Source organism: Pseudomonas sp. KH_040 (assembly GCF_057839305.1).
Genome location: NZ_CM174487.1, coordinates 3,687,000 through 3,707,735, shown reverse-complemented (window position 1 = coordinate 3,707,735; position 20,736 = coordinate 3,687,000). Strand labels below are relative to the sequence as shown.

General features: G+C 58.6%; 20 protein-coding genes and 1 tRNA gene. 13 read left to right on the top strand and 8 right to left on the bottom strand.

Going from position 1 to position 20,736, the window contains the following annotated elements:
• The first annotated feature begins 71 nt into the window (after positions 1-71).
• On the top strand, positions 72-1,319 hold the full coding sequence (locus AC3IUF_RS16440; RefSeq protein ID WP_489278633.1) for an OprD family porin: 1,248 nt from the start codon (positions 72-74) through the stop codon (positions 1,317-1,319).
• On the opposite strand, the gene AC3IUF_RS16435 is transcribed toward AC3IUF_RS16440, so the two are convergent.
• Positions 1,294-2,529 carry a LysR family transcriptional regulator gene (locus tag AC3IUF_RS16435; protein ID WP_489278632.1) on the bottom strand — a complete coding sequence of 412 codons (1,236 nt, stop codon included), beginning with the start codon at positions 2,527-2,529 and terminating at the stop codon, positions 1,294-1,296. The two genes, AC3IUF_RS16440 and AC3IUF_RS16435, sit on opposite strands and share 26 nt — an antisense overlap.
• A gap of 154 nt (positions 2,530-2,683) precedes the next feature.
• On the opposite strand from AC3IUF_RS16435, the gene galB reads away from it, so the two are divergent.
• Genes galB through AC3IUF_RS16420 form a run of 3 tightly spaced genes read left to right on the top strand, consistent with a single transcriptional unit; the run spans position 2,684 to position 5,261 of the window.
• Positions 2,684-3,418: a 4-oxalmesaconate hydratase gene (gene galB, locus AC3IUF_RS16430; RefSeq protein WP_489278630.1), complete on the top strand. Its 735-nt coding sequence runs from the start codon at positions 2,684-2,686 to the stop codon at positions 3,416-3,418.
• The gene (locus AC3IUF_RS16425) at positions 3,415-4,131 is read left to right on the top strand and encodes a 4-carboxy-4-hydroxy-2-oxoadipate aldolase/oxaloacetate decarboxylase (RefSeq protein WP_095112026.1); all 717 of its coding nucleotides are present in this window, start codon (positions 3,415-3,417) and stop codon (positions 4,129-4,131) included. The genes galB and AC3IUF_RS16425 overlap by 4 nt, the downstream gene beginning before the upstream one ends.
• Before the next feature lie 2 nt (positions 4,132-4,133).
• Positions 4,134-5,261: a 4-oxalomesaconate tautomerase gene (locus AC3IUF_RS16420; protein WP_414894417.1), complete on the top strand. Its 1,128-nt coding sequence runs from the start codon at positions 4,134-4,136 to the stop codon at positions 5,259-5,261.
• 154 nt (positions 5,262-5,415) lie between these two features.
• On the opposite strand, the gene AC3IUF_RS16415 is transcribed toward AC3IUF_RS16420, so the two are convergent.
• Positions 5,416-5,503, bottom strand: a tRNA-Ser gene (locus AC3IUF_RS16415).
• Positions 5,504-5,625: 122 nt separating this feature from the next.
• Between AC3IUF_RS16415 and AC3IUF_RS16410 the strand changes: the two genes are divergently transcribed.
• Both AC3IUF_RS16410 and AC3IUF_RS16405 read left to right on the top strand, forming a co-directional pair.
• Positions 5,626-6,297: a Bax inhibitor-1/YccA family protein gene (locus tag AC3IUF_RS16410; protein WP_007915443.1), complete on the top strand. Its 672-nt coding sequence runs from the start codon at positions 5,626-5,628 to the stop codon at positions 6,295-6,297.
• A 404-nt stretch (positions 6,298-6,701) separates the two neighbouring features.
• Positions 6,702-8,057 (top strand): hypothetical protein, encoded by a 1,356-nt coding sequence (locus AC3IUF_RS16405; protein ID WP_095112028.1) that lies wholly within the window; start codon positions 6,702-6,704, stop codon positions 8,055-8,057.
• A gap of 43 nt (positions 8,058-8,100) precedes the next feature.
• Here AC3IUF_RS16405 and AC3IUF_RS16400 read toward each other — a convergent pair whose 3' ends face one another.
• Both AC3IUF_RS16400 and AC3IUF_RS16395 read right to left on the bottom strand, forming a co-directional pair.
• Positions 8,101-8,430 carry a YceK/YidQ family lipoprotein gene (locus AC3IUF_RS16400; protein ID WP_007915447.1) on the bottom strand — a complete coding sequence of 110 codons (330 nt, stop codon included), beginning with the start codon at positions 8,428-8,430 and terminating at the stop codon, positions 8,101-8,103.
• A 58-nt stretch (positions 8,431-8,488) separates the two neighbouring features.
• Entirely contained in the window at positions 8,489-8,926 is a 438-nt protein-coding gene (locus AC3IUF_RS16395) for an Lrp/AsnC family transcriptional regulator (protein ID WP_007915449.1), read from the bottom strand.
• A 137-nt stretch (positions 8,927-9,063) separates the two neighbouring features.
• On the opposite strand from AC3IUF_RS16395, the gene AC3IUF_RS16390 reads away from it, so the two are divergent.
• Entirely contained in the window at positions 9,064-9,957 is an 894-nt protein-coding gene (locus AC3IUF_RS16390; protein WP_489278628.1) for a DMT family transporter, read from the top strand.
• A gap of 3 nt (positions 9,958-9,960) precedes the next feature.
• On the opposite strand, the gene AC3IUF_RS16385 is transcribed toward AC3IUF_RS16390, so the two are convergent.
• The 4 genes from AC3IUF_RS16385 to AC3IUF_RS16370 all read right to left on the bottom strand — a co-directional run bounded on the left by AC3IUF_RS16385 (position 9,961) and on the right by AC3IUF_RS16370 (position 14,133).
• On the bottom strand, positions 9,961-11,001 hold the full coding sequence (locus AC3IUF_RS16385; protein ID WP_489278627.1) for an FUSC family protein: 1,041 nt from the start codon (positions 10,999-11,001) through the stop codon (positions 9,961-9,963).
• 61 nt (positions 11,002-11,062) lie between these two features.
• Positions 11,063-12,022, bottom strand: a complete 960-nt coding sequence (locus tag AC3IUF_RS16380; protein WP_123375416.1) for an HlyD family secretion protein — start codon at positions 12,020-12,022, stop codon at positions 11,063-11,065.
• 5 nt (positions 12,023-12,027) lie between these two features.
• Positions 12,028-12,378: a DUF3302 domain-containing protein gene (locus AC3IUF_RS16375; RefSeq protein WP_095112030.1), complete on the bottom strand. Its 351-nt coding sequence runs from the start codon at positions 12,376-12,378 to the stop codon at positions 12,028-12,030.
• Positions 12,379-12,507: 129 nt separating this feature from the next.
• Positions 12,508-14,133, bottom strand: coding sequence for an NADP-dependent glyceraldehyde-3-phosphate dehydrogenase (locus AC3IUF_RS16370; RefSeq protein WP_095112031.1), 1,626 nt, complete (start codon positions 14,131-14,133; stop codon positions 12,508-12,510).
• A 369-nt stretch (positions 14,134-14,502) separates the two neighbouring features.
• Between AC3IUF_RS16370 and AC3IUF_RS16365 the strand changes: the two genes are divergently transcribed.
• From AC3IUF_RS16365 to AC3IUF_RS16340, 6 genes are all read left to right on the top strand, one after another.
• The gene (locus AC3IUF_RS16365) at positions 14,503-14,859 is read left to right on the top strand and encodes a c-type cytochrome (protein WP_489278626.1); all 357 of its coding nucleotides are present in this window, start codon (positions 14,503-14,505) and stop codon (positions 14,857-14,859) included.
• Between the two features lie 76 nt (positions 14,860-14,935).
• Positions 14,936-16,264 carry a D-arabinono-1,4-lactone oxidase gene (locus AC3IUF_RS16360; RefSeq protein ID WP_489281665.1) on the top strand — a complete coding sequence of 443 codons (1,329 nt, stop codon included), beginning with the start codon at positions 14,936-14,938 and terminating at the stop codon, positions 16,262-16,264.
• A 74-nt stretch (positions 16,265-16,338) separates the two neighbouring features.
• The gene (locus tag AC3IUF_RS16355; RefSeq protein WP_489281663.1) at positions 16,339-17,547 is read left to right on the top strand and encodes a DSD1 family PLP-dependent enzyme; all 1,209 of its coding nucleotides are present in this window, start codon (positions 16,339-16,341) and stop codon (positions 17,545-17,547) included.
• 267 nt (positions 17,548-17,814) lie between these two features.
• Positions 17,815-18,234, top strand: coding sequence for a hypothetical protein (locus tag AC3IUF_RS16350; RefSeq protein WP_489278624.1), 420 nt, complete (start codon positions 17,815-17,817; stop codon positions 18,232-18,234).
• A 232-nt stretch (positions 18,235-18,466) separates the two neighbouring features.
• A complete protein-coding gene (locus tag AC3IUF_RS16345) occupies positions 18,467-19,078 on the top strand; it encodes a transposase (RefSeq protein ID WP_007915478.1) in 612 nt (203 codons plus the stop codon).
• Positions 19,079-19,134: 56 nt separating this feature from the next.
• A complete protein-coding gene (locus tag AC3IUF_RS16340; RefSeq protein ID WP_463543157.1) occupies positions 19,135-20,733 on the top strand; it encodes a ShlB/FhaC/HecB family hemolysin secretion/activation protein in 1,599 nt (532 codons plus the stop codon).
• Positions 20,734-20,736: the final 3 nt, after the last annotated feature.

Genomic DNA, 20,736 nt, shown 5'->3' with positions numbered 1-20,736 from the left:
TGATTTCACTGCGCCCGGCTCATGCGGGCGTAGCGGACTGCTTCATCCCAAAAAAATGGATAACAATAACAATGAAAATCACCGCCAATACCCGCGTAGTCTTCACGCTGTCCGCTGTTTGTGTGCTGCCTGTCGAGGCGAGCGCCGCAGGCTTTGTGGAAGACGCCAGCGCCAATCTCAATCTGCGCAACTTCTACATCAATCGTAATTTCACCAACCCGGCCAATGCGCAGGGCAAAGCCGAGGAATGGACGCAGAATTTCATTCTCGATTTCCGCTCTGGATTCACCCAAGGTGCAGTCGGATTTGGTGTGGATGTGCTGGGCCTGTATTCGCTGAAGCTTGACGGCGGTCAAGGCACGGGAGGCACGCAATTGCTGCCGCTGGACAGTGATGGCCGACCTGCCGATCAATTTGGGCGCCTGGCTGTCGCCGGGAAAATGAAAATCGGCAAGACCGAAATCAAGCTCGGCGAGTGGATGCCAGTGTTGCCGATATTGCGTTCCGACGACGGTCGCTCGTTGCCACAAACCTTTCGTGGCGGTCAGGTCACTTCACAGGATATCGCCGGGTTGACCTTGTATGGCGGTCAGTTCCGGCAGAACAGTCCGCGCAACGATTCAAGCATGGAAGACATGTTCATGCAGGGCAAAACCGCGTTTACCTCTGACCGTTTCAACTTCGTCGGCGGCGAATACGCGTTCAACGAAAAGCGCACGATGATCGGCGTGTGGAATGCTCAGCTAAAGGACATCTATCAGCAACAGTATCTGCAACTGGTTCATAGCCAACCACTGGGTGACTGGACGCTGGGCGCCAATCTTGGCTACTTCTGGGGTCGCGAGGATGGCAGTGCCCGCGCAGGCGATCTGGACAACCGTACGTTCTCGGCATTGCTGTCGGCACGCTACGGTGGCAACACGTTTTACCTCGGTTTGCAAAAGCTCAGCGGCGACGATGCCTGGATGCGCGTCAACGGCACCAGCGGCGGAACCTTGGCCAACGACAGCTACAACAACAGCTACGACAATGCGCGGGAGGAATCCTGGCAGCTGCGCCATGACTACAACTTCGCCGTCCTCGGCGTGCCCGGTCTGACCCTGATGAACCGTTACATCAGCGGCGACAATGTGCACAGCGGAGCCGTCACCGACGGTAAAGAATGGGGCCGCGAATCCGAGTTGGGTTACACGCTGCAAAACGGCGCGTTCAAGAACCTCAACCTGCGCTGGCGCAACTCGAGCATTCGCCGCGATTACAGCAGCAATGAGTTCGACGAGAATCGCTTGATCATCAGCTATCCGTTGAACCTGCTTTAACCGCTTCATTGGCCTGAGTTCGGATTACCTGGCGGATCACCTCCATCAACGCCTGCGCGACCGGTGAGTGCAGGCAGCTGCTGCGGTACGTCAGGCCGATGGCCCTGGCGGTCTGTTTCAATTCCAGCGGCAAAATGCACAACTCGCCGCTAGCGATTTCCTGTTCCAGTTGATGCGCTGAAACGGCTGCGAGCATGTCCGAGCGTAACAACAGTCCGCGAATGATCGCCATGTCGGCGCTTTCCACCACCGGGGAAGGCGCCGGAATGCCGAAACCGGCGAAGCAGTCGTCGAGCATTTTGCGCGCCGGCGAACCGGCGCGCGGCAATACCCACTTCGCGTTAGCGAGATGATCTTGCAGGCCGGTTTTGCCGTAGAGCGGATGATCACGCCGCGCAAGCACGACCATTTCCTCTGTCAGCAGTGACTCACCGACCAGGTCGCTAGCATAGGTCGACGAACGCAGCGCTCCGAAAATGAAATCCACATCACCGGCGCGCAATTCAGTCGCCAGCAGGTCGAAGGGACTCTCATTGGTGATCACTTGAATACCCGGGTGCTCGGCCATCAGACGCACGATGGCTTCGGGCAGGATGCGCGTGCGGCCGAGGGGCAGGGCACCGACGTGGACGACGCCGTGCAAGGCACCGAGGAGGGCGGTGATGTCGCTGTCGATATGGCGCAGTTCGTTCAGCGCACGGCGGATTGCAAACAGGATGTCATGACTCGCGCGGGTCGGTTGCAAGCCGCGCGGCGTGCGCTCGAACAGCGATTGGCCGCAGCCGTTTTCGAGGACTTTCAGCGTCGAACTGACCGCAGGCTGACTCAGCCCCAACAGGTTGGCCACTGTCTGCATGTGCTGGGTTTCACAGAGTTTGACGAACACTTGCAGGCGTCGCGCCTGGAACAGATAAAGCGGTTCAATCGCAGCTTTTTCACCTTGGCTGAGCAATGTCGGCACGCTCCCAAGCTCCGCCAGCACCCGTCGCGCTCGGGGCAGCAAACGCTCTCCGAAATTGGTCAGGCGCATACCGTTGGCGTGGCGCTCGAACAGCATTACGCCCAGCCGTTTTTCGAATTCGGAAATCGATCGGGTGACCACCGATTGCGCCCGGTACAGCGCGACTGACGCCTTGGAGACGCTGCCGTGATCAGCCACGCGGACGAAGGCGCGCACGTGCATCAGGCTCGGCAGTTCAAAGACTTCCATGGGTAAGGACTCTGCGGGTCGGCGAATCCGACGACTATGCCGCCGCTATTTTCGAGTGGCAATAAAAAAAACGCATACCTCGAACACTCGAACGCATTACTCCGTCGGCGGGGTGCGATGCGATGCTCTTTCGCAACGCAAAGGAGTATCCGCAATGATCGAATCAACCAAAAACGCGCTGGTTGTCAGCGCCCACTCAGCCGATTTTGTCTGGCGTGCCGGTGGCGCCATCGCCCTGCATGCACAGCAGGGGTACCACGTTCACATCGTCTGCCTGTCGTTCGGTGAGCGCGGCGAATCCGCCAAGCTGTGGCGCAAGGGCGAGATGAGCGAAGACAAGGTCAAAGCCGCACGTCGCGAAGAGGCTCAGGCCGCCGCCGACATTCTCGGGGCCAGTGTCGAGTTCTTCGATATCGGCGATTACCCGATGCGCGCCGACAAGGAAACCTTGTTCCGTCTAGCCGATGTTTTTCGCCGGGTGCAACCGGAGTTCGTCCTCAGTCACTCGCTCAAAGACCCGTACAACTACGATCACCCGCTGGCCATGAACCTGACCCAGGAGGCGCGCATCATCGCCCAGGCCGAAGGCTATAAACCGGGTGAGAAAATCGTCGGTGCACCGCCGGTCTACAGTTTCGAGCCACACCAGCCCGAGCAATGCGAATGGCGCCCCGATGTATTGCTCGACATCACTGATGTCTGGGACAAGAAGTACGCGGCCATCCAGTGCATGGCCGGACAGGAGCATTTGTGGGAGTACTACACGCGCGTTGCCCAGCAACGTGGTGTGCAAGCCAAACGTAATGTCGGGATCACCTCAACCCGCAACATCGTTTATGGCGAGGGTTACCAGAGTATTTTCCCGCGTGTCACGGAGAATCTGGGATGAGCGAACATATCGGCAAGACAGGCGTTGTTGTGCGCAATATTCAGCGGGCCGAAGCGGCGCTAGTCGATGAGTTGAAACGCTTCGGGGTCGCGACCATACATGAAGCACAGGGCCGCAAAGGACTGTTCGCGAGTTCGATCAGGCCGATTCAACAAGGCACGGTGATCAGTGGTTCAGCCGTCACGGTGCTGGTTGCGCCGGGTGACAACTGGATGTTCCATGTGGCCGTCGAACAATGCCGGCCCGGCGATATTCTGGTGGTTGCGCCGAGTTCACCGTGTACCGACGGCTACTTCGGTGACCTCTTGGCCACCTCGCTCAAGGCTCACGGCGTCCGGGCGCTGGTGATTGAGGCAGGCGTGCGCGACACCCATACCCTGCGCGAAATGGGCTTCCCGGTCTGGTCCCGCGCCATCAGCGCGCAAGGCACAATTAAGGAAACCCTGGGTTCGGTCAACCTGCCGCTGGTGTGCGGCGGGCAACTGGTGCACCCGGGTGATGTGGTGGTTGCTGATGACGATGGTGTGGTGGTCGTACGACGCACCGAGCTGCAGCAAGTCGTCGAAGCCAGTCGCGCCCGGGCCGACCTGGAGGAACAGAAGGCTTTGCGACTGGCCAAGGGTGAACTGGGGCTGGACATTTACAACATGCGCGCGCGCCTGGCGGAAAAGGGTTTGCGTTACGTCGACAGCCTTGAAGAACTGGGAGACTGAGCATGGCGCAGACCCGCATTCCCTGTCTGCTGATGCGCGGCGGTACGTCGAAAGGCACTTACTTTCTGGCCGACGATTTACCGCAAGAGCCTGCGCTGCGAGATCGCGTGTTGCTGGCGGTGATGGGCTCGCCGGATGCGCGGCAGATCGACGGCATTGGCGGCGGTGATTCACTGACCAGCAAAGTGGCGATCATCAGACCGTCGAGCCGCGCGGGTGCTGATGTCGATTACCTTTTCGCCCAGGTGCTGGTGGATGAGCCGCGTGTCGATTACGGTCAGAACTGCGGGAACATCCTCGCCGGTGTCGGTCCGTTCGCCATCGAGCGCGGGTTGGTGGCGGCGACAGCCGATGTCACCCCTGTGCGGATCTATATGGAAAACACCGGACAGATCGCCATCGCCCATGTCCCAACGTCTGATGGTGAAGTGCGCTATGACGGCGACGCCCGTATTGACGGCGTGCCGGGGCAGGCCGCGCCGTTGATTGTCGAATTCGAGGATGTCGCGGGCTCCAGTTGCGGCGCCTTACTGCCGACCGGCAACGCCCGGGACGTGATCGACGGCGTTGAAGTGACCTGCATCGATAACGGCATGCCCGTGGTGCTGATCAACGCGCAAGAGCTGGATTGCAGTGGCTATGAGAGTCCCGCGCAACTCGACGTCAATGCTTCACTGAAACAGCGTCTGGAGTCCATCCGCCTGCAAGCGGGGCGGCGCATGAATCTGGATGATGTGAGCCAGCGCAACGTGCCGAAAATGTGCCTGATTGCACCGCCGCAGGTCGGTGGGGCCATCACCACACGCAGTTTCATTCCCCATCGCTGCCACACCAGCATTGGCGTGTTCGGCGCAGTCAGCGTGGCCGCCGCCTGCCTGATCAAAGGCAGTGTGGCAGCGGTCATGGCGGTGGTGGAGGAGGGCGAGGTGAAACGCCTGTCGATCGAACATCCGACGGGCGAGTTCACGGTGGAGGTGCGCTTGCAGGACGAGCGATTGGTTGGGTGCGGACTGATGCGCACGGCTCGGTTACTGTTTGATGGCTTCGTCTGCATTCCATCAGCGACCTGGCGTGGTAAAGCCGTTGGTCAATCAGGAGAGTGCCTCTCGCAAGTACGCGTAAAGAGCTGAAAGCTCCATTTTTCACTTTGCTCCTGCCTATTCCGGTGGCAAGCCTTGGCTGACCTTTTTAGTGGGTGGCCGCCAACCAGCGAAGAAATCTGGAAATCTCAAACCCCAGAAACGACAAAGCCCTGAATAATCAGGGCTTTGTCGGTACCAAATATGGCGGAGGCGATGGGATTCGAACTCATGGACCTGTTACAGTCGACGGTTTTCAAGACCGTTGCCTTAAACCACTCGGCCACACCTCCGTTGCGTTGCGGGCGCCATAATACCTGAATGAAACACACTGTCAAACTCTCTGCATGGCTTGTTACAGAGCGTCTGTTATGATCTTTGCGACTGAACGTTTCAAACCAACAGGAGTGTCGCCATGCGCGAACAGGATTACGCAGTTAATAACAGCGTGCAGGCTGAGCAGCTAGAGGTTAGCCGCGTCCTGCGCAACACTTATGGCCTACTGGCTCTGACCCTCGCATTCAGCGGCGTCATGGCTTTCGTTGCCCAGCAGATGCGCGTTGGCTACCCGAACATTTTCGTGGTGCTGATCGGCTTCTACGGGCTGTTTTTCCTCACCAACAAGCTGCGTGATTCCGCGTGGGGCCTGGTGTCCGCTTTTGCGCTGACCGGTTTCATGGGTTTCCTGCTCGGCCCGATCCTCAACCGTTACCTGGGCATGCAGGGCGGCGCTGAAGTGGTCAGCTCGGCGTTCGCGATGACCGCACTGGTGTTCGGTGGTCTGTCGGCCTACGTGCTGATCACCCGTAAGGACATGAGCTTCCTCGGTGGCTTCATCACCGCTGGTTTCTTCGTGTTGCTGGGTGCAACGCTGGCAAGCTTCTTCTTCCAGGTCAGCGGCCTGCAACTGGCGATCAGCGCAGGTTTCGTGCTGTTCTCGTCCGTGTGCATCCTGTTCCAGACCAGCGCCATCATCCACGGCGGTGAGCGCAACTACATCATGGCGACCATCAGCCTGTATGTATCGATCTACAACCTGTTCATCAGCTTGTTGCAGATCTTCGGCATCATGAGCCGCGACGACTGATCGTTAGTCGTTTCAACAAAAAACCCGCTTCGGCGGGTTTTTTGTTGCTCGTCGAAAAGCGTAGTGGCCTTTCGCCTACAAAAATGATCTGAAAATAGTGGCGTATTTTTGGAACTCACCTAAACCTAATTACCAAGGAAGAGCAGTAGCCTGATCGACAGGAGTCGGTAACCAGCACCCCTCGTTTAATTCCTGCGTCCCTCGCATTCACTTCCCTTGCTGTTGATCGCCAGGCCTTTCGGTCGAGAGCGACTGTATTCGTTCGTCCAGTGAAAATCGGGAGGTGAACCACGCCAAACTCCATGCACCGTGACCGTATCCCGGCGAATGACCGGGACCCTGATACCAGAAAAATAATGGAGGCCCTGCCATTGCAGGCGTTGTCCCAATCAAGGAGATCATCGATGAACCAGCCCCAAGGAAAACTGGCTGTACTGGCCGTCACCACCGCGCTGTTCAGCGCGTCAACCCTCGCCGGCGTCTATCCTGACTTCGGCTATCAACCACCTTCCAGCCAATACTCTGGCCCACTGTTTGAGTTGAGCCAGAATTACCCGGCCACAGCGCCGAAAGTACCGCTACCCGGTTTTTTCAAGAATCTACCGACCAAGCCAGATAACAATTTTGAGACTTGGCGTGCGTACATGGAGGAAGTCAAAACCTATTGCCTCGAAGGCAACGTCGAGGCTGATTGGTACGTGCAGAACAATAAAAAACGTCAGTGGTATCACATGCCGTGGCAGCACTACGGCCCGCTGGGACGCGAAGGGATTCACGGCCTGACCAAAGAGGCGCAGATCCAGGTCAAGCAACTCGCCCCCACGCAGACCGCCACCGGCCAGACTTACGCGGTGGGCATCTATAACGACATCGGTGCCTATACCATCGGAGAGGTCTGGAAAGACCCGAACAACCCTGATCCGAAATACACATCGGCACCCAACAGCTTCCCCGACGGCACCGTAGTCTGCAAAGCCCTGTTCGCCGATATCGATCGCAGCACCGTGCCGTTCCTGGTGAACCCGGTGTTGTGGAAGGGCTACGTCACCGAAACGTTCACGTCGGCCAATCGCAAGGTCAAGGATGTCGCATTGATCCAGATGGACATCGCCGTGCGCGATCAGCGCATGAGCGCCACTGGCTGGATCTTCGGCACCTTTCAGTACAACGGCGCGAAAACCGGCAAGCCGGGCTGGGACAACCTTGTCCCGGTAGGGATCATGTGGGGTAACGATCCGGAAGAAATCGGCAACGACTTCACCAACCCGCAACCGACGCAAACCAAGATCAACCCCGCGTTGCAACAGACGGCGATCAACGCCAAGACCCAAGAATTGCCGCCCACCCATCTGGGCTGGAACGGTCGCCTCAATGGTCCGGTGGACAACCCCAACAGTTCCTGCCTGAGCTGCCATGCGACCGCCGAAACGCCGCAAGTGGCGATCATGAATCCAACGTTCCAGGCCAATGCGCCGCAGCCGGGTTCGCCTGAATGGATGAAGTGGTTCCAGAACATTCCGGCCGGCCATGCTTTCACGCCGGGCACTCAAAGCACTGACTACAGCCTGCAGTTGTCCGGCGGTCTGGTGAATTACTTCGAGTGGAAATGCGACATGAGCGGCATCTATGCTGACGGCAAGAATGCGTGCAGCAAAGCGTCGGACATGAAATTGAAAATGCTCAAGTCCACCAACAACGCCACGCCGCAGCCATTGCAGAAAGTCATTCGTGACCCGAGCCTGCAGCAACTGCTGGAGTAAGAAGCGAAAAGCCTGCGCACGTTTCGGCGTGCGCAGGCTTTTTTCAGTTGATCACGATGCTGCCATCAGTCTGCTGTTTGTAGACGGTGTAGGGCAGCAACAGCGTGTCGAGTGCCCCGGACACCACGGCATCGATCAACACCACGGGAATCGCGGCGTTTTTGTAATCGTCGGCATCAACGCCCTTGCCCAGAGGCGCATGCAGACTGCAAAAGTCGTAGGCGAGGCCGCTGTAAATCCTTGGCACCGCCCCGCAATAACTTTTCTGCTCCTTGAGGCTGTCCACCGCAGCCTGATCACTGCGCACCACGGTCTGTACGGTCCCGCAACCGGCAAGCGTCAACGCTGCCAACACCATTGCCTGAAATCTCATTACCGCCAATCCTTCGCCGGAAAAACCTCAATCTACGCCGAACATGCGGAAAAAGCACTCAGGCCATCGGTGGCAAACGCCGCTTCACCGGCGTCTTCTTGACGATCGCGGTGTTGGTTTCGGCCAAGGTATTGAGGCGGTCGAGCAGGGTATCCAGTTGTTCCATCGAGCGCACATGCAGGCGCGCGATAAAGCAGTCCTCGCCCGTCACCTTGTCGCACTCGGTGAATTCGGGAATCGACAGAATCTGCCGTTCAACTTCCTGTAACTGTCCCGGCAATGGCCGCACCCGGACGATGGCCTGCAATTGGTAACCAAAGCATTTCGGGTCGATCTCCACGGTATAGCCCTTGAGCACACCGCGTTCCTCCAGGCGCCGCAAGCGTTCAGCCACGCTTGGCGACGATAATCCACTGATCTGCGCCAGCGCTTTGAGTGAGCGCCGTGAATCTTCCATCAAGGCGCTGATGAGGATCTGGTCAATGTCGTCGGTCATGGAAAACTCCAGCATTAGGCAATTGACGGAAACCACCCTCGATAAAAAAGGCAGATTGCGAGTTTAGCCTGCTTTTTGCTCTGGAGCGTTTGCGTGTTCGCTTGGCATACTTTTGCCACAAAGACAGGAGATCAATGATGGACAAGACACTGCGTCACGGCTCATTTGAAATGACCGCCGCCATGCTGATATCCGGGACGATCGGCTGGTTTGTGCTGGTCTCCGGGCAACCGGTACTCGATGTAGTGTTCTGGCGCTGCGTGTTCGGCGCCGGCACCTTGCTGTTGATCTGTGCCGCTTTCGGCTTTCTGCGCCCGGGCATTCTGACTCGCACCACGTTCTTGCTTGCGGTGCTGAGCGGGGCGGCGATTGTCGGTAACTGGGTGTTGTTATTTGCCTCGTATTCTCGCGCTTCGATTGCGATCGGCACGGCGGTGTACAACGTGCAGCCGTTTATGCTGGTCGGGTTGGCGGCACTGTTTCTCGGCGAAAAAATCACTCTGCAGAAGTTGTTCTGGCTGGCGATTTCGTTCATGGGCATGTTGGCGATCGTCAGTGCCCATGGCACTCAGGGCGAGAGCGGCAACGACTATCTGATGGGGATTGCGTTGGCGTTGGGCGCGGCGTTTCTGTATGCGATTGCAGCGCTGATCATCAAGCGCCTGACCGGCACGCCGCCACATCTGATCGCGCTGATTCAGGTCTGCACCGGGATCTTTCTGTTGGCGCCGTTCGCGCATTTCAGTGCGCTGCCGCAAGCGCCGAGCGCCTGGGCCAGTCTGGTGACGCTGGGCATCGTCCACACCGGTCTGATGTATGTGCTGCTGTATGGCGCGATCCAGAAATTGCCGACCGCATTGACCGGCGCACTGTCGTTCATCTACCCGATTGCGGCGATCTTCGTCGACTGGTTCGCGTTCGGCCATCGCCTGGAAACCCTGCAATGGATTGGCGTGGCAGCGATCCTGCTGGCCGCTGCCGGCATGCAACAGGGTTGGGGCTTGAAGTCCCGGCGACTGGCCGCGCAGTAACCCTCAGATGTTCCAGTGCGGCGCGGTTTTCGCCAGGCGCTGGCGCATCTCGCCGATGTTCGCCGCCAGTTGCCGGGTTAGCAGTCGGTAACCATCCAGCGTGCTGTAAACCGGCGCATCGAGGTTGGCTTCCGGCAACTCCAGCGGCTTGTCCAGGCGTTGCGAAGCGCCGGTTTTCAACGCTCGGGCCATGCCGATCAGTTGCACGCGAATCTGCCGGTGCTCGGCCTTCAGCGCGGATTGCAGGTGGGCCATGGCTTCTGGATCGTTGGCATCCGGGCGGATGTTGCCGAGGATCTCCAGCGTGCTGATGCACATGCGCAGATTGCGCTGGATCGCATCGAGTTCGGTCATGGACACCTTCACTTCCTTGGACACCGACGGCATCAATGAGCGCAGCTGCACCATCACCGCGCCGAGCCGGCCCATCAGTTTCAAATGCTCATCGGCGCTGACTGGTTGACCGCTGATGATGCGTCCGTACACCGTGGCGCAATCGCGCAAAGCATCGGCGAGGTTGTAGCGCCACGAATACACCGCGTAGAGCGGCAGGGCGAAAGAGAAGGCCAGAGCGAGGGCGATGCCGATCAGAATATCGACCCCACGCCACAAGCCATCGGTGATCGGATTGTCGCCATGCCCGGCGACGATGAACACGGTAATCGCCGAGAGCAAGGCAGTGTAACCACCCTTGCCGATGGCGTGATAAGAGAAGAAACCGCAGACCACCGCCATTGCAAAATACGTCAGCCACGGCATGCCGAGCCATGCCTGCTGCGCCACCAGCAGCAACCCGACGCCGGCACCGATTAACGTACCGGTGGCGCGCTCGGCGGCTTTCTTGCCGATGTTGCCGTGGTGCTGCAAACCACCGATCACCACCAGCATGGTCACTGACGCCCATTCGCCGTGGGGCAGGTTGATGCCGGTGGTCAGCAGGATCGTCGCCAGTAACCCGAGGGCCACGCGCACCGCATGAATCAGCCGCGCGTGCCGGTAACGTCGATAAGGATCCAGCAACGGTCGCAAGACACGGCGCAGCAAGGGCGGAAGTCGATGGGTGCTGTAAGTACTCAGTGCGGGCCTCTCGTGATGGCGGTTCAGATCAATGGAACGGGAAAATGTAATTCATCCATGCTGCCATACGCAGGAGGATTTTGCGCATCGTGCCAATGTGGTGGAAGTGCTGACTGTATAACGCGGCCTGCCCGTACGCACCGCCCGGCATCAGCTTGCTGTACTGGGCGAAGTCCGGATCGGTGATTTCGATGATCACCGGCACACGCCCGGCCGGCGGCGAACCGGTGTAGCCGATCAGGGTGCCGGAAGGTTGCACCTGACCTTCGGCAATCACCCCGATGACATTTTTCACCCGACCGGCGAACACCTTGCCGGGAATGCCGTCGAACGCGACTTCCGCCTCATCGCCGACGGTCAGGCGCAGCAGGCTGTTCTGGCGCATCCACGCAGCAAAATATTGGCCTTCCTCGGGAATGAACACCATCGAGGGCCGCAACGGCAACTTGCTCGCCATCATCCCCGGCCGCAACGAAACATGGGTGACGAAGCCTTTGCTCGGCGCGCGGACGGTGGTGTTGTCCAGCTCGAACTGGGCGTTGTCGAGTTGCGCTTGCAAATCGTCGGTGCGGGCAATCGCGGCATCCAGTTCACGCTGGGTGCCGAAGTTGCGCCGGATCAATTCGGTGATCCGGTAGCGATCACCCTTGGCGGCGATCAGTTGCGCCTTGAGCGACTTCACCCGGTTTTGAAACGGCGTAGGGTCGATGCGAAACAGCACGTCGCCTTTTTCCAGCGGCTCGTTCCCTTTCACCGGCACGTCGATCACTTGGCCGCTGATGATGGGAATCACCGGCACAGAAACGAAGTAAGTGCGCGCCACTTCGGAGTAGGGATGGTTGTAGTTCATGGTGAAAATCAAGGCGCCGATCATCAGGATGCCGCCCAGTACGGCGGTGGGCACCGTCCATTTGTTCAGCGGGATACGGAAGATCTTGAACACTGCGACGCAGATCGCGGCGTAAGTCAGGATGAGCAGTAGATCCATGGCGTTCAGCCCTCCCGGTTGTGGGGAGCAGTGGCATTCGCCGCTTCGAGTCGCTCGAGGCGTCCTTGCAGTTCGATCACCTGTTGCTCCAGGCGAGCGACATGGTTTTGCACGGATTTGCCGTCACCGAACCCCCAGCCGCGATCTTCTCGATAGGCCATCGCCCAGATCCACAGGAACGGCCAGAGCGCATGCAGCGTGAACAGACTGACCCAGCCAGTGGCATGGATTGCATCCTGATGCGGATGGTTACGGTGCACAGCAATTTCGTAGGGAATGTCATGCAGCACGATGATCCCGTAAAACAGTACGAGCCCGGCAAACACCAACACGCCTAACGCGAAGTAATCCAGCATGATCAAGCTCCCGGCATCCAGCACAGTGCTGGCATCAGTGTAGACACTGATTTGCCGGGCGCTTGGCGACTTTGGATCAGAACCGCATGCGGTCGCCTTCTTGCTTGTTCATGATGCGGGTGACAGTGATCAGAAGATGTAATCGGTGGTCAGGAAGCTCGAATCACGCCCGCGAATGATCTCGCTGATCAGGTCCTTGTTGCTGTCCTGGAACTTGGTCGCCACCAGCGTACGGATCGAGAACACCCGCAATGCATCGTGTACCGACAGCGTACCTTCCGCCGAATTCTTGCGGCCGTTGAACGGGTAAGTGTCCGGCCCGCGCTGGCATTGCGCGTTGAGGTTGATCCGCCCGACCTGGTTGGCAAAGGTGTCGACCAGACGACCGACCGCCACCGGGTTGGTGCCGAATATGCTCAGTTGCTGACCGAAGTCCGACTCCAGCACATAGTCGATCACGGTATCGAGATGACGGTACGGCACGATCGGCACAACCGGGCCGAATTGCTCTTCCTGGTAGACACGCATCTGCGGATTCACCGGGTACAGCACTGCCGGGTAAAAGAACGAGGCGAGCGATTCGCCGCCATTGGGGTTGACCACTTCGGCACCCTTGCTGCGCGCATCCGCCACCAGACCGTGTAGATAATCGACCTTGCCCGACTCCGGCAGCGGCGTCAGCGACACGCCGCTGTCCCATGGCATGCCCGGTTTCAGCGTGGCCAGTTTGGCGTTGAATTTTTCGATGAAGCTGTCGACCACGTCTTCGTGGACGAAGAGGATTTTCAGCGCGGTGCAGCGCTGACCGTTGAACGAAAGTGAACCGGTGACCGCTTCGCTGACGGCGTTGTCGAGATCGACTTCCGGCAGAACGATGCCCGGGTTTTTCGCATCCAGCCCTAGTGCGGCGCGCAAACGGTGAGGTTTCGGGTGCAGTTTCTTCAGATCGCTGGCGGCTTTGTTGGTGCCGATGAAGGCGAAGATGTCGATCTTGCCGCTGGCCATCAGCGCACTGACGGTTTCGCGGCCACTGCCGTAGATCACGTTGATCACGCCGGTGGGGAAGCTGTCGCGGAAGGCTTCGAGCAACGGACGGATCAACAGCACGCCGAGCTTGGCCGGTTTGAACACCACGGTGTTGCCCATGATCAGCGCCGGGATCAGCGTGGTGAAGGTTTCGTTCAGCGGGTAGTTGTAAGGCCCCATGCACAGGGCGACGCCGAGCGGCACGCGGCGGATCTGCCCGAGGGTGTCCTGTTCCAGCTCGAAACGGCTGGAGCGGCGATCGAGCTCCTTGAGCGCATTGATGGTGTCGACGATGTAGTCGCAGGTGCGGTCGAACTCTTTTTCCGAGTCCTTGAGGTTCTTGCCGATCTCCCACATCAGCAACTTCACCACGGCATCGCGCTGCTGACGCATGCGGCCGAGGAAAGCTTCGACGTGCTGGATACGTTCGGCCACGCGCATGGTCGGCCACAGGCCCTGGCCACGGTCGTAGGCACGTACGGCGGCGTCGAGGGCGGTGAGCGCGGTGTCGGCATCGAGCAGCGGGGTGCTGCCGAGAATGACTTGTTCGTCGCCGTTGTCACCTTTCAGATAGACCGGGCTGCGCACAGTGGCGAGCGGGCCGTCCCAGCGGCGCAACTGGCCGTCGACCAGATATTCGCGTTGCTCGACCTGAGCGTCGAGGCGGTATTTTTCCGGGATGTCGCTGACAGAAGGGAACAGGTTGCCAAGGATGTTTGCTGTGGTCATGTCGCTACCCCGTGTTGATGTCCGTATGCAGATCAAAAAGCCTTCACAGGTTATACGCCTGAATGCGCCGAAATTTAAACCCGCAAATGTCACCCGAATGTCACGCAAAGGCGCAGAGCAGAGGGGGCTGGCAACACCGCGAACTCTGTGGGAGCTGGCTTGCCAGCGATGTGGCCGGTACTTTCAGCATCTTCATTGCCTGACACACCGCTATCGCTGGCAAGCCAGCTCCCACAGGGTTTTGTGTCTATAGCCGATCCCGAGGCGAGTCCTGGCTGGCCCCGTTTGCCCCCCTCGCTGTCCCGCAATGCCCTCAACCCGTTGCACCCGCTGCCTTACTGTGTGAACACAACAATAAGCGAGGCCGTTATGCGGGCAATCCGACTGACTCTACTGCTGGCGTTGGCCATGGCGCTGCCTGGCTGCGGCGACGACCCCAAACCCCCAGCCAGCGCCAACAGCAACGCCATGCCCAAAGACCCGGCGCTGGCACAGATCTACGCCAACAGTTGCCAGTTGTGCCACGCCAATCCCGCCGCCAACGCACCCCTCACTGGTGATCGCAAAGCCTGGGAGCCGCGCCTCCAGCAGGGCGCTGACACGCTGCTCGATCACGCCATCAACGGCTACAACGGCATGCCGCCGATGGGCCAGTGCGTCGAGTGTTCGGAAGAGCAATTCCTGCAATTGATCGGCTTCATGGCCGACCAGCCCCTCCCTCAATAAGGTGCCCGGCATGACCATGGATCTGACACGGCGTCAGTTGTTGCAACGGGCAAGTATTGTCGGCGCGTTCAGCGCGTTGGCGAGCCACCCGGCACTGGGCCAGTTGATGCGTGCGCCGCGTTTGATTCCGTGGCGCAACTGGTCGGGCGGGCAGAGTTGCCTGCCAGCCGCTCGGTTGGCGCCGAAGAATCTCGATGAGCTGGCAACCATCATCAAGCAGGCACAAGGCAAGATTCGCCCGGTCGGCTCGGCGCATTCCTTCAGCGCGCTGGTGCCCACTGACGGCACGCTGTTGTCGCTGAGCTATTTCAACGGTCTGCTCGATCACGACGCGAAAACCTTGCAAGCCGAATTCGCCGCCGGCACACCGATGTCGCGCATGGGCCAGCCGCTGAAAGACATCGGTCAGGCTCTGCAAAACATGGCTGACATCGATTACCAGACACTCGCCGGGGCCATTTCCACCTCAACCCACGGCACCGGCAAAAACTTCCAGTCGTACTCGGCGCACGTCTGCGGCATGCAACTGGTGACGGCCAGCGGTGAAGTGCTCGACTGCGACAGCCAACGCCATGCCGAAGTATTCAACGCTGCCCGCGTCTCCCTTGGTGCCCTCGGTGTGGCAACAAAAATCCGCCTGCAAAACCGCCCGGCCTATCGCCTGCGCGAACGCCAGTGGATCGCCAAGACTGAAGAACTGCTGGAGGACATCGACAACAACACCCGTGAAAACCAGCACTGGGAAATGCTTGTTGTCACTCATTCCGACTACGCCCTGTCCATCGCCCTCAACGAAACCGACGATCCGTCCACGCCGCCGATCAGCCCGGAAGAAGAGGGCGGTAACGAGTTCGTCACCCTGATCGAGAAGATTGACAAGTACGGCAGCGACTTCCCCGACCTGCGCCGCACGCTGCTCAACAACTTGCGTCATCTGGCCAGTTTCGATGATCGCGTCGGCGACTCGTTCGACATCTACGCCAACGTACGCACCGTGCGGTTCAATGAAATGGAATACTCGGTGCCGGCTGAGCACGGCCCGGCTTGCCTGCGGGAAATCCTCAAGCTGATTCAGGACAAGGACCTGCGCACCTGGTTTCCCATCGAGTACCGCTACGTCAAGGCTGACGACATTCCGCTGAGCATGTTCGAGGGCCGCGACAGTTGTTCGATCTCGGTCCACCAGCATTATCAGATGGATCATCACAACTTCTTCGCGGCGGTTGAACCGATCTTCTGGAAGTACAACGGCCGACCGCACTGGGGCAAGTTGCACACGCTCAACGCGAAGAACCTGCAAGCGCTATACCCGCGCTGGCGCGAATTTGTCGACGTGCGCCAGGCACTGGATCCGAGCGGGCGCTTTCTCAATGCGCATCTGGCGTCGATATTGGGGGTGAGCTGATGGCGGTCAATCGACGCAATTTTCTGCTTGGCACGTTGGGGTTTGGCGCATTGTTGGTGGGCGTCGGCGCGTGGTTGCGGCCGGGAGACCACGGCGCGCCGTACAGCGATTATTTCCGCGCACTGAACAAAGAGTTAAAGGAAAAAGGCCCGATGCGCCCGGTGCTGCTGATCGACCTGGATCGGCTCGATCACAACATCGATGTGGTGATGCAGTCGGTCAAGCGCGGCGGCAAACAATTGCGTCTGGTGGAGAAGTCGCTGCCGTCACCGGGACTGTTGAGCTACATCGCACAACGTGCCGGGACGCAAAAATTGATGTCATTCCATCAGCCGTTTCTCAATCATGATGCGCAGGTATTTCCACAGTCCGACATCCTGCTCGGCAAGCCATTGCCGGTGCGTTCGGCAGAGCTGTTCTACCAAACCCACAAAGGTCCGTTCGATCCCGCAAAGCAACTGCAATGGCTGCTCGACGGCCCCGAACGTTTGCAGCAATACCTGCAACTCGCCCAAGGCTTGGGCACGCGGATGCGCATCAACATCGAACTGGACGTTGGCCTGCATCGCGGTGGGGTCAGTGACGTGAACGTGCTCGGGCAGATGCTCACGCTGATCAGCGCCAATCCGCAGCACCTGGAATTCGCCGGGTTCATGGGTTACGACCCGTTCGTGGGCATGGGCGTGCCGGGGATTCTCGGCTCGCCGGAGGAGTTGTTCGCCAAGGTCATGGTGATTTATCAGCGTTGCGTTGATTTCACCCGGCAGCATTTTCCCGCGTTGTGGCATGACGGTTTGTGCCTGAATACCGCTGGCAGCCCGAGTTATCGCATTCATGAAAAAGAGAAGCTCAGCACTGAAGTTTCGGTGGGCACGGCGATGCTCAAACCGACGCACTACGATTTGCCTTCGCTGGCCGAGCATGTGCCCGCGACTTACATCGCCACACCCGTGTTGAAAAGCACTGGGGCTGTGAGCATTCCGGCGCTGGACGACAAGTCAAAACTGTTCTCGTGGTGGGACCAGAATCAGCGCCAGACCTATTTCATCTACGGCGGTAACTGGATGGCCGAGTTCGAATCGCCAGCCGGTTTGCAGAGTAATGGGGTGTACGGCCGCAGCTCGAATCAGGAAATGGTCAATGGCTCGAATGCCGTGGGATTGGTTGTGGAAGATCAAGTCTTCCTGCGTCCGACGCAGACTGAAGCAGTGCTGTTGCAGTTTGGGGATTTGTTAGCGGTGCGGGGTGGCAGGCTCGTCGAAATCTGGCCGGTTTATTCTTGATTTTTGAACTTCTAAAATGTTCGGTGAAAGACATGTAAGGAAGTAAAAAACGATTCGATCATCCGGTCGGTTTATCAAAGCCATTGCGGGAGTTTCATGGAAGGGCGCATCTGTCTACTGTCAGGTTTTACAGTAGACGCGGATAAAATTTGAGCCTATTTAGTGTGTGACAGAGTCAGGATTATAGGCTTTTGTTGAAAGTCCAGCGATAAAGCTTAAAAAGCTTTTTTTCATTGATGCGAGATTCCGCTTATAAGGATGTTTAAGATGACTATTGATATTGAATCAGAATCAAAAGCTGTCGGCGAAGCGAAAGTAGAGATTGAGGGGCAAGGGCCTTATGAGGTTGACAAGTCCTTTCTTGAGTTTTCACACGAAGCTGTAGAAGTTTTTGTCGTATTAAAGACTCCTAGACTGCTCAGTAAGTACTTCAGGTTTAAATTTCCTTCGAACAGCAGTCACTTGGAGTACAACAGATTTTCTGCGGAGTATTTTGATGAGGATGGTGAGTTTTACAGTCTCGAATACAAGCCGATTTCAGGCGGCATTGATACATTTATTGAAAGGTCATCGAGTAAAGTAAGTGCTGTCTTCAATATGCAAATGAAGCTGGCAAAGGAACAGGACGGCGCGCCTCACCCTAAAATCACAGTGCATGGTCGGTTTGATCTGTCCACCTCGAACTGACTTAAAGCCAAATCTCGATAAAAGTGTAAAACCTGTGGGAGCTAACCTGCTAGCGATGGCTACCTCCCACAGTATTTTGTTGTGTCTGTGATTTCTCGACCAATTCTGTAATGAAGCTTTTATGACAAAAGTTCGGTAGCACATCGCCAGTCCGGTCATGCCTATGTAACGCGCTTGAGGGGCCCAACGGGGCGCTTTTCACAAGCCGAGGCGGGACGCCGGGAGTGAGGCAATGGGGACTATGGAACGCTACTCGAAAGTGGGCATGCAGGAACTCGATCAACGCCTGTCGAAGATCGTCGAAGCCGCGCGCAAGAAGCCGGTTTCGGTGTATCGCTACGGCGCGCCATGGGTCTGGATTGTCTCGCAGGATGACTGGCAGGGCGCCTTGAAAGAGGTCTCCAGCTACATTCCGCCGGGCCATTCGCTGGTGTTGCTGCGCCCGCAGATCGACGACTTGCTCGACGCCCACCGCGAGCTCCTGCACGACCTCAATGCCGAACCGGGCATGCTGATTCCCGCGCAAACGGTCATGCACATCTTGCTCCTGCAACTGCTGTATTCGGTGCCCAGCGAGCAGCAACTGTATGAACAGCTCAATTACAACCTGTTGTTCCGCTGGTTCGTCGGTCTTGGCCTGAACCAGAAAGTCTGGAGCTTCAACGCCCTCAGTCGCGACATCGCCACGCTGCTCAACGAGCCCCGTGCGGTGCTGCTCATTCAAAAAATCATCGGCGAAGTGTTCTGCGGCGCGTTGCTGCAAATGCCCGAGTTCTCCTTGAACTTCGCGCTTTTGCACACGTGGCTGGGCAAACACGCCTGCGCCTCGACAGCCAGCAATTGACGCCATACACGCGGCGTTCGAAACGCCAACAGGTCATCGCGAATTCAGGGGGTAGTGTGGAACCGATTTTCAAGTCACGGCTGGCGCTGTGGGGCTGGCTGCTGGTGACGGCGGGCGCGCAGCCGGCATTGGCCGAAGAGGCCGCCAACAACGCAGCGGCGCAGCGTCTGGTCGACGTCAACGAGTACTTCGTGCGCGGCAACACCGTGCTCGATGCGCGGGCGATTGAAGAAGCGGTGTACCCGTTCCTCGGTCCGCAAAAAGCCCTCAGTGACATCGAAGGTGCGCGCGACGCGTTGCAGAAGGCCTATCAGCAACGCGGCTATCAATCAGTGTTCGTCGAGCTGCCCGAGCAAGCCGTTGCCGATGGCATCGTCTACCTGCAAGTCAGCGAAACCAAGGTCGGCCGGGTACGTGTGGTCGGGGCCAAACACTATTCGCCGCTGGACATCCGCGACGACGTCCCGGCGCTGAAGGAAGGCGAGGTGCCGGACTTCGCCAAGGTTCAGGGCGAACTCGCGCAGCTCAACAAAACCCCGGGGCGGCAAGTCATGCCACTGGTGCGCGAAGGTCAGCGCCCCGGCACCATGGACGTCGATTTGCAGGTCGAAGATCAAAACCCGTGGACTGCGAGTGTCGGCCTCAACAACGATTACAGCGCCGACACGGAAAAACTGCGCACGGTCACCAGCCTTGGCTACAACAACCTCTGGCAACTTGGCCATAGCGTCAACCTGACGTTCTTCACTGCGCCGCAGGAAACCGACAACGCCAAGGTCTGGTCGGGCTCCTACACCGCGCCGCTGACCGATCGTTGGAGCGTGCAGTTCTCCGGTTACCAGTCCGACAGCAACGTCGCCACCATCGGCGGCAGCAACGTGCTCGGCAAGGGCCACTCCTATGGCGTCTCGGCGATTTACACGCTGCCCTCCAGCGGTAACTGGTCGAATTCTCTGTCCGCCGGCATCGACTTCAAGGACTTCGACGAACGCCTGACCTTGTCCGGTGAGAGCGACAAAGTCCCGCTGCAATACGCACCCTTTACCTTCGCTTACAACGGCTATCGCTACACCGAGAAGAGCCAGCTCGGCCTCGGTCTGAGCCTGGTCGCGGCCACTCGCAGCATCTTCGGCTACGGCAGTTCCGACGAAGACTTCGACTACAAACGCTACCGCGCCAAACCGAGCTTCGCCGTGCTCAAGGGCGACACCAACTACACCTGGACCTTCGACAGCGACTGGCAGAGCGCAAGCAAAGCCGCTTTCCAGTTGGCCTCGGGGCCACTGGTTTCCAACGAACAGTTCTCTGCCGGTGGCGCGACCTCGGTGCGTGGCTATCTGGCCGCCGAGCGTACCGGCGATGACGGCTTGCTGCTCAGCCAGGAAGTGCGCACGCCATCGCTGGCCAAGTACGCCGGCACGTGGATGCAGGACTGGCGTTTCTATGCCTTCGCCGAAGGCGCACAGCTTTATCTGCGCGACGAACTGCCGGACCAAGACGCCAATTACGCCCTGGCCAGCGTCGGCCTCGGCACCCGCGCCAGCCTGAGCAAATGGCTGTCCGGCAGCCTCGACTGGGGCTATCCGCTACTCGAAGGGCCGAACACCTCGAAACAGGAATCGCGCCTGCACTTCAACCTTCAAGCCACTTTCTGACAA

Bases quoted from the DNA above. Each gene is read 5' to 3' on its own strand.
- AC3IUF_RS16425 (WP_095112026.1), top strand. From the start codon at position 3,415: ATGAGCGAACATATCGGCAAGACAGGCGTTGTTGTGCGCAATATTCAG.
- AC3IUF_RS16410 (WP_007915443.1), top strand. From the start codon at position 5,626: ATGCGCGAACAGGATTACGCAGTTAATAACAGCGTGCAGGCTGAGCAG.
- AC3IUF_RS16400 (WP_007915447.1), bottom strand. From the start codon at position 8,430: ATGAGATTTCAGGCAATGGTGTTGGCAGCGTTGACGCTTGCCGGTTGC.
- AC3IUF_RS16435 (WP_489278632.1), bottom strand. From the start codon at position 2,529: ATGGAAGTCTTTGAACTGCCGAGCCTGATGCACGTGCGCGCCTTCGTC.
- AC3IUF_RS16345 (WP_007915478.1), top strand. From the start codon at position 18,467: ATGGGGACTATGGAACGCTACTCGAAAGTGGGCATGCAGGAACTCGAT.
- AC3IUF_RS16405 (WP_095112028.1), top strand. From the start codon at position 6,702: ATGAACCAGCCCCAAGGAAAACTGGCTGTACTGGCCGTCACCACCGCG.
- AC3IUF_RS16395 (WP_007915449.1), bottom strand. From the start codon at position 8,926: ATGACCGACGACATTGACCAGATCCTCATCAGCGCCTTGATGGAAGAT.
- AC3IUF_RS16440 (WP_489278633.1), top strand. From the start codon at position 72: ATGAAAATCACCGCCAATACCCGCGTAGTCTTCACGCTGTCCGCTGTT.
- galB (WP_489278630.1), top strand. From the start codon at position 2,684: ATGATCGAATCAACCAAAAACGCGCTGGTTGTCAGCGCCCACTCAGCC.
- AC3IUF_RS16390 (WP_489278628.1), top strand. From the start codon at position 9,064: ATGGACAAGACACTGCGTCACGGCTCATTTGAAATGACCGCCGCCATG.
- AC3IUF_RS16380 (WP_123375416.1), bottom strand. From the start codon at position 12,022: ATGGATCTACTGCTCATCCTGACTTACGCCGCGATCTGCGTCGCAGTG.
- AC3IUF_RS16375 (WP_095112030.1), bottom strand. From the start codon at position 12,378: ATGCTGGATTACTTCGCGTTAGGCGTGTTGGTGTTTGCCGGGCTCGTA.
- AC3IUF_RS16350 (WP_489278624.1), top strand. From the start codon at position 17,815: ATGACTATTGATATTGAATCAGAATCAAAAGCTGTCGGCGAAGCGAAA.
- AC3IUF_RS16370 (WP_095112031.1), bottom strand. From the start codon at position 14,133: ATGACCACAGCAAACATCCTTGGCAACCTGTTCCCTTCTGTCAGCGAC.
- AC3IUF_RS16420 (WP_414894417.1), top strand. From the start codon at position 4,134: ATGGCGCAGACCCGCATTCCCTGTCTGCTGATGCGCGGCGGTACGTCG.
- AC3IUF_RS16365 (WP_489278626.1), top strand. From the start codon at position 14,503: ATGCGGGCAATCCGACTGACTCTACTGCTGGCGTTGGCCATGGCGCTG.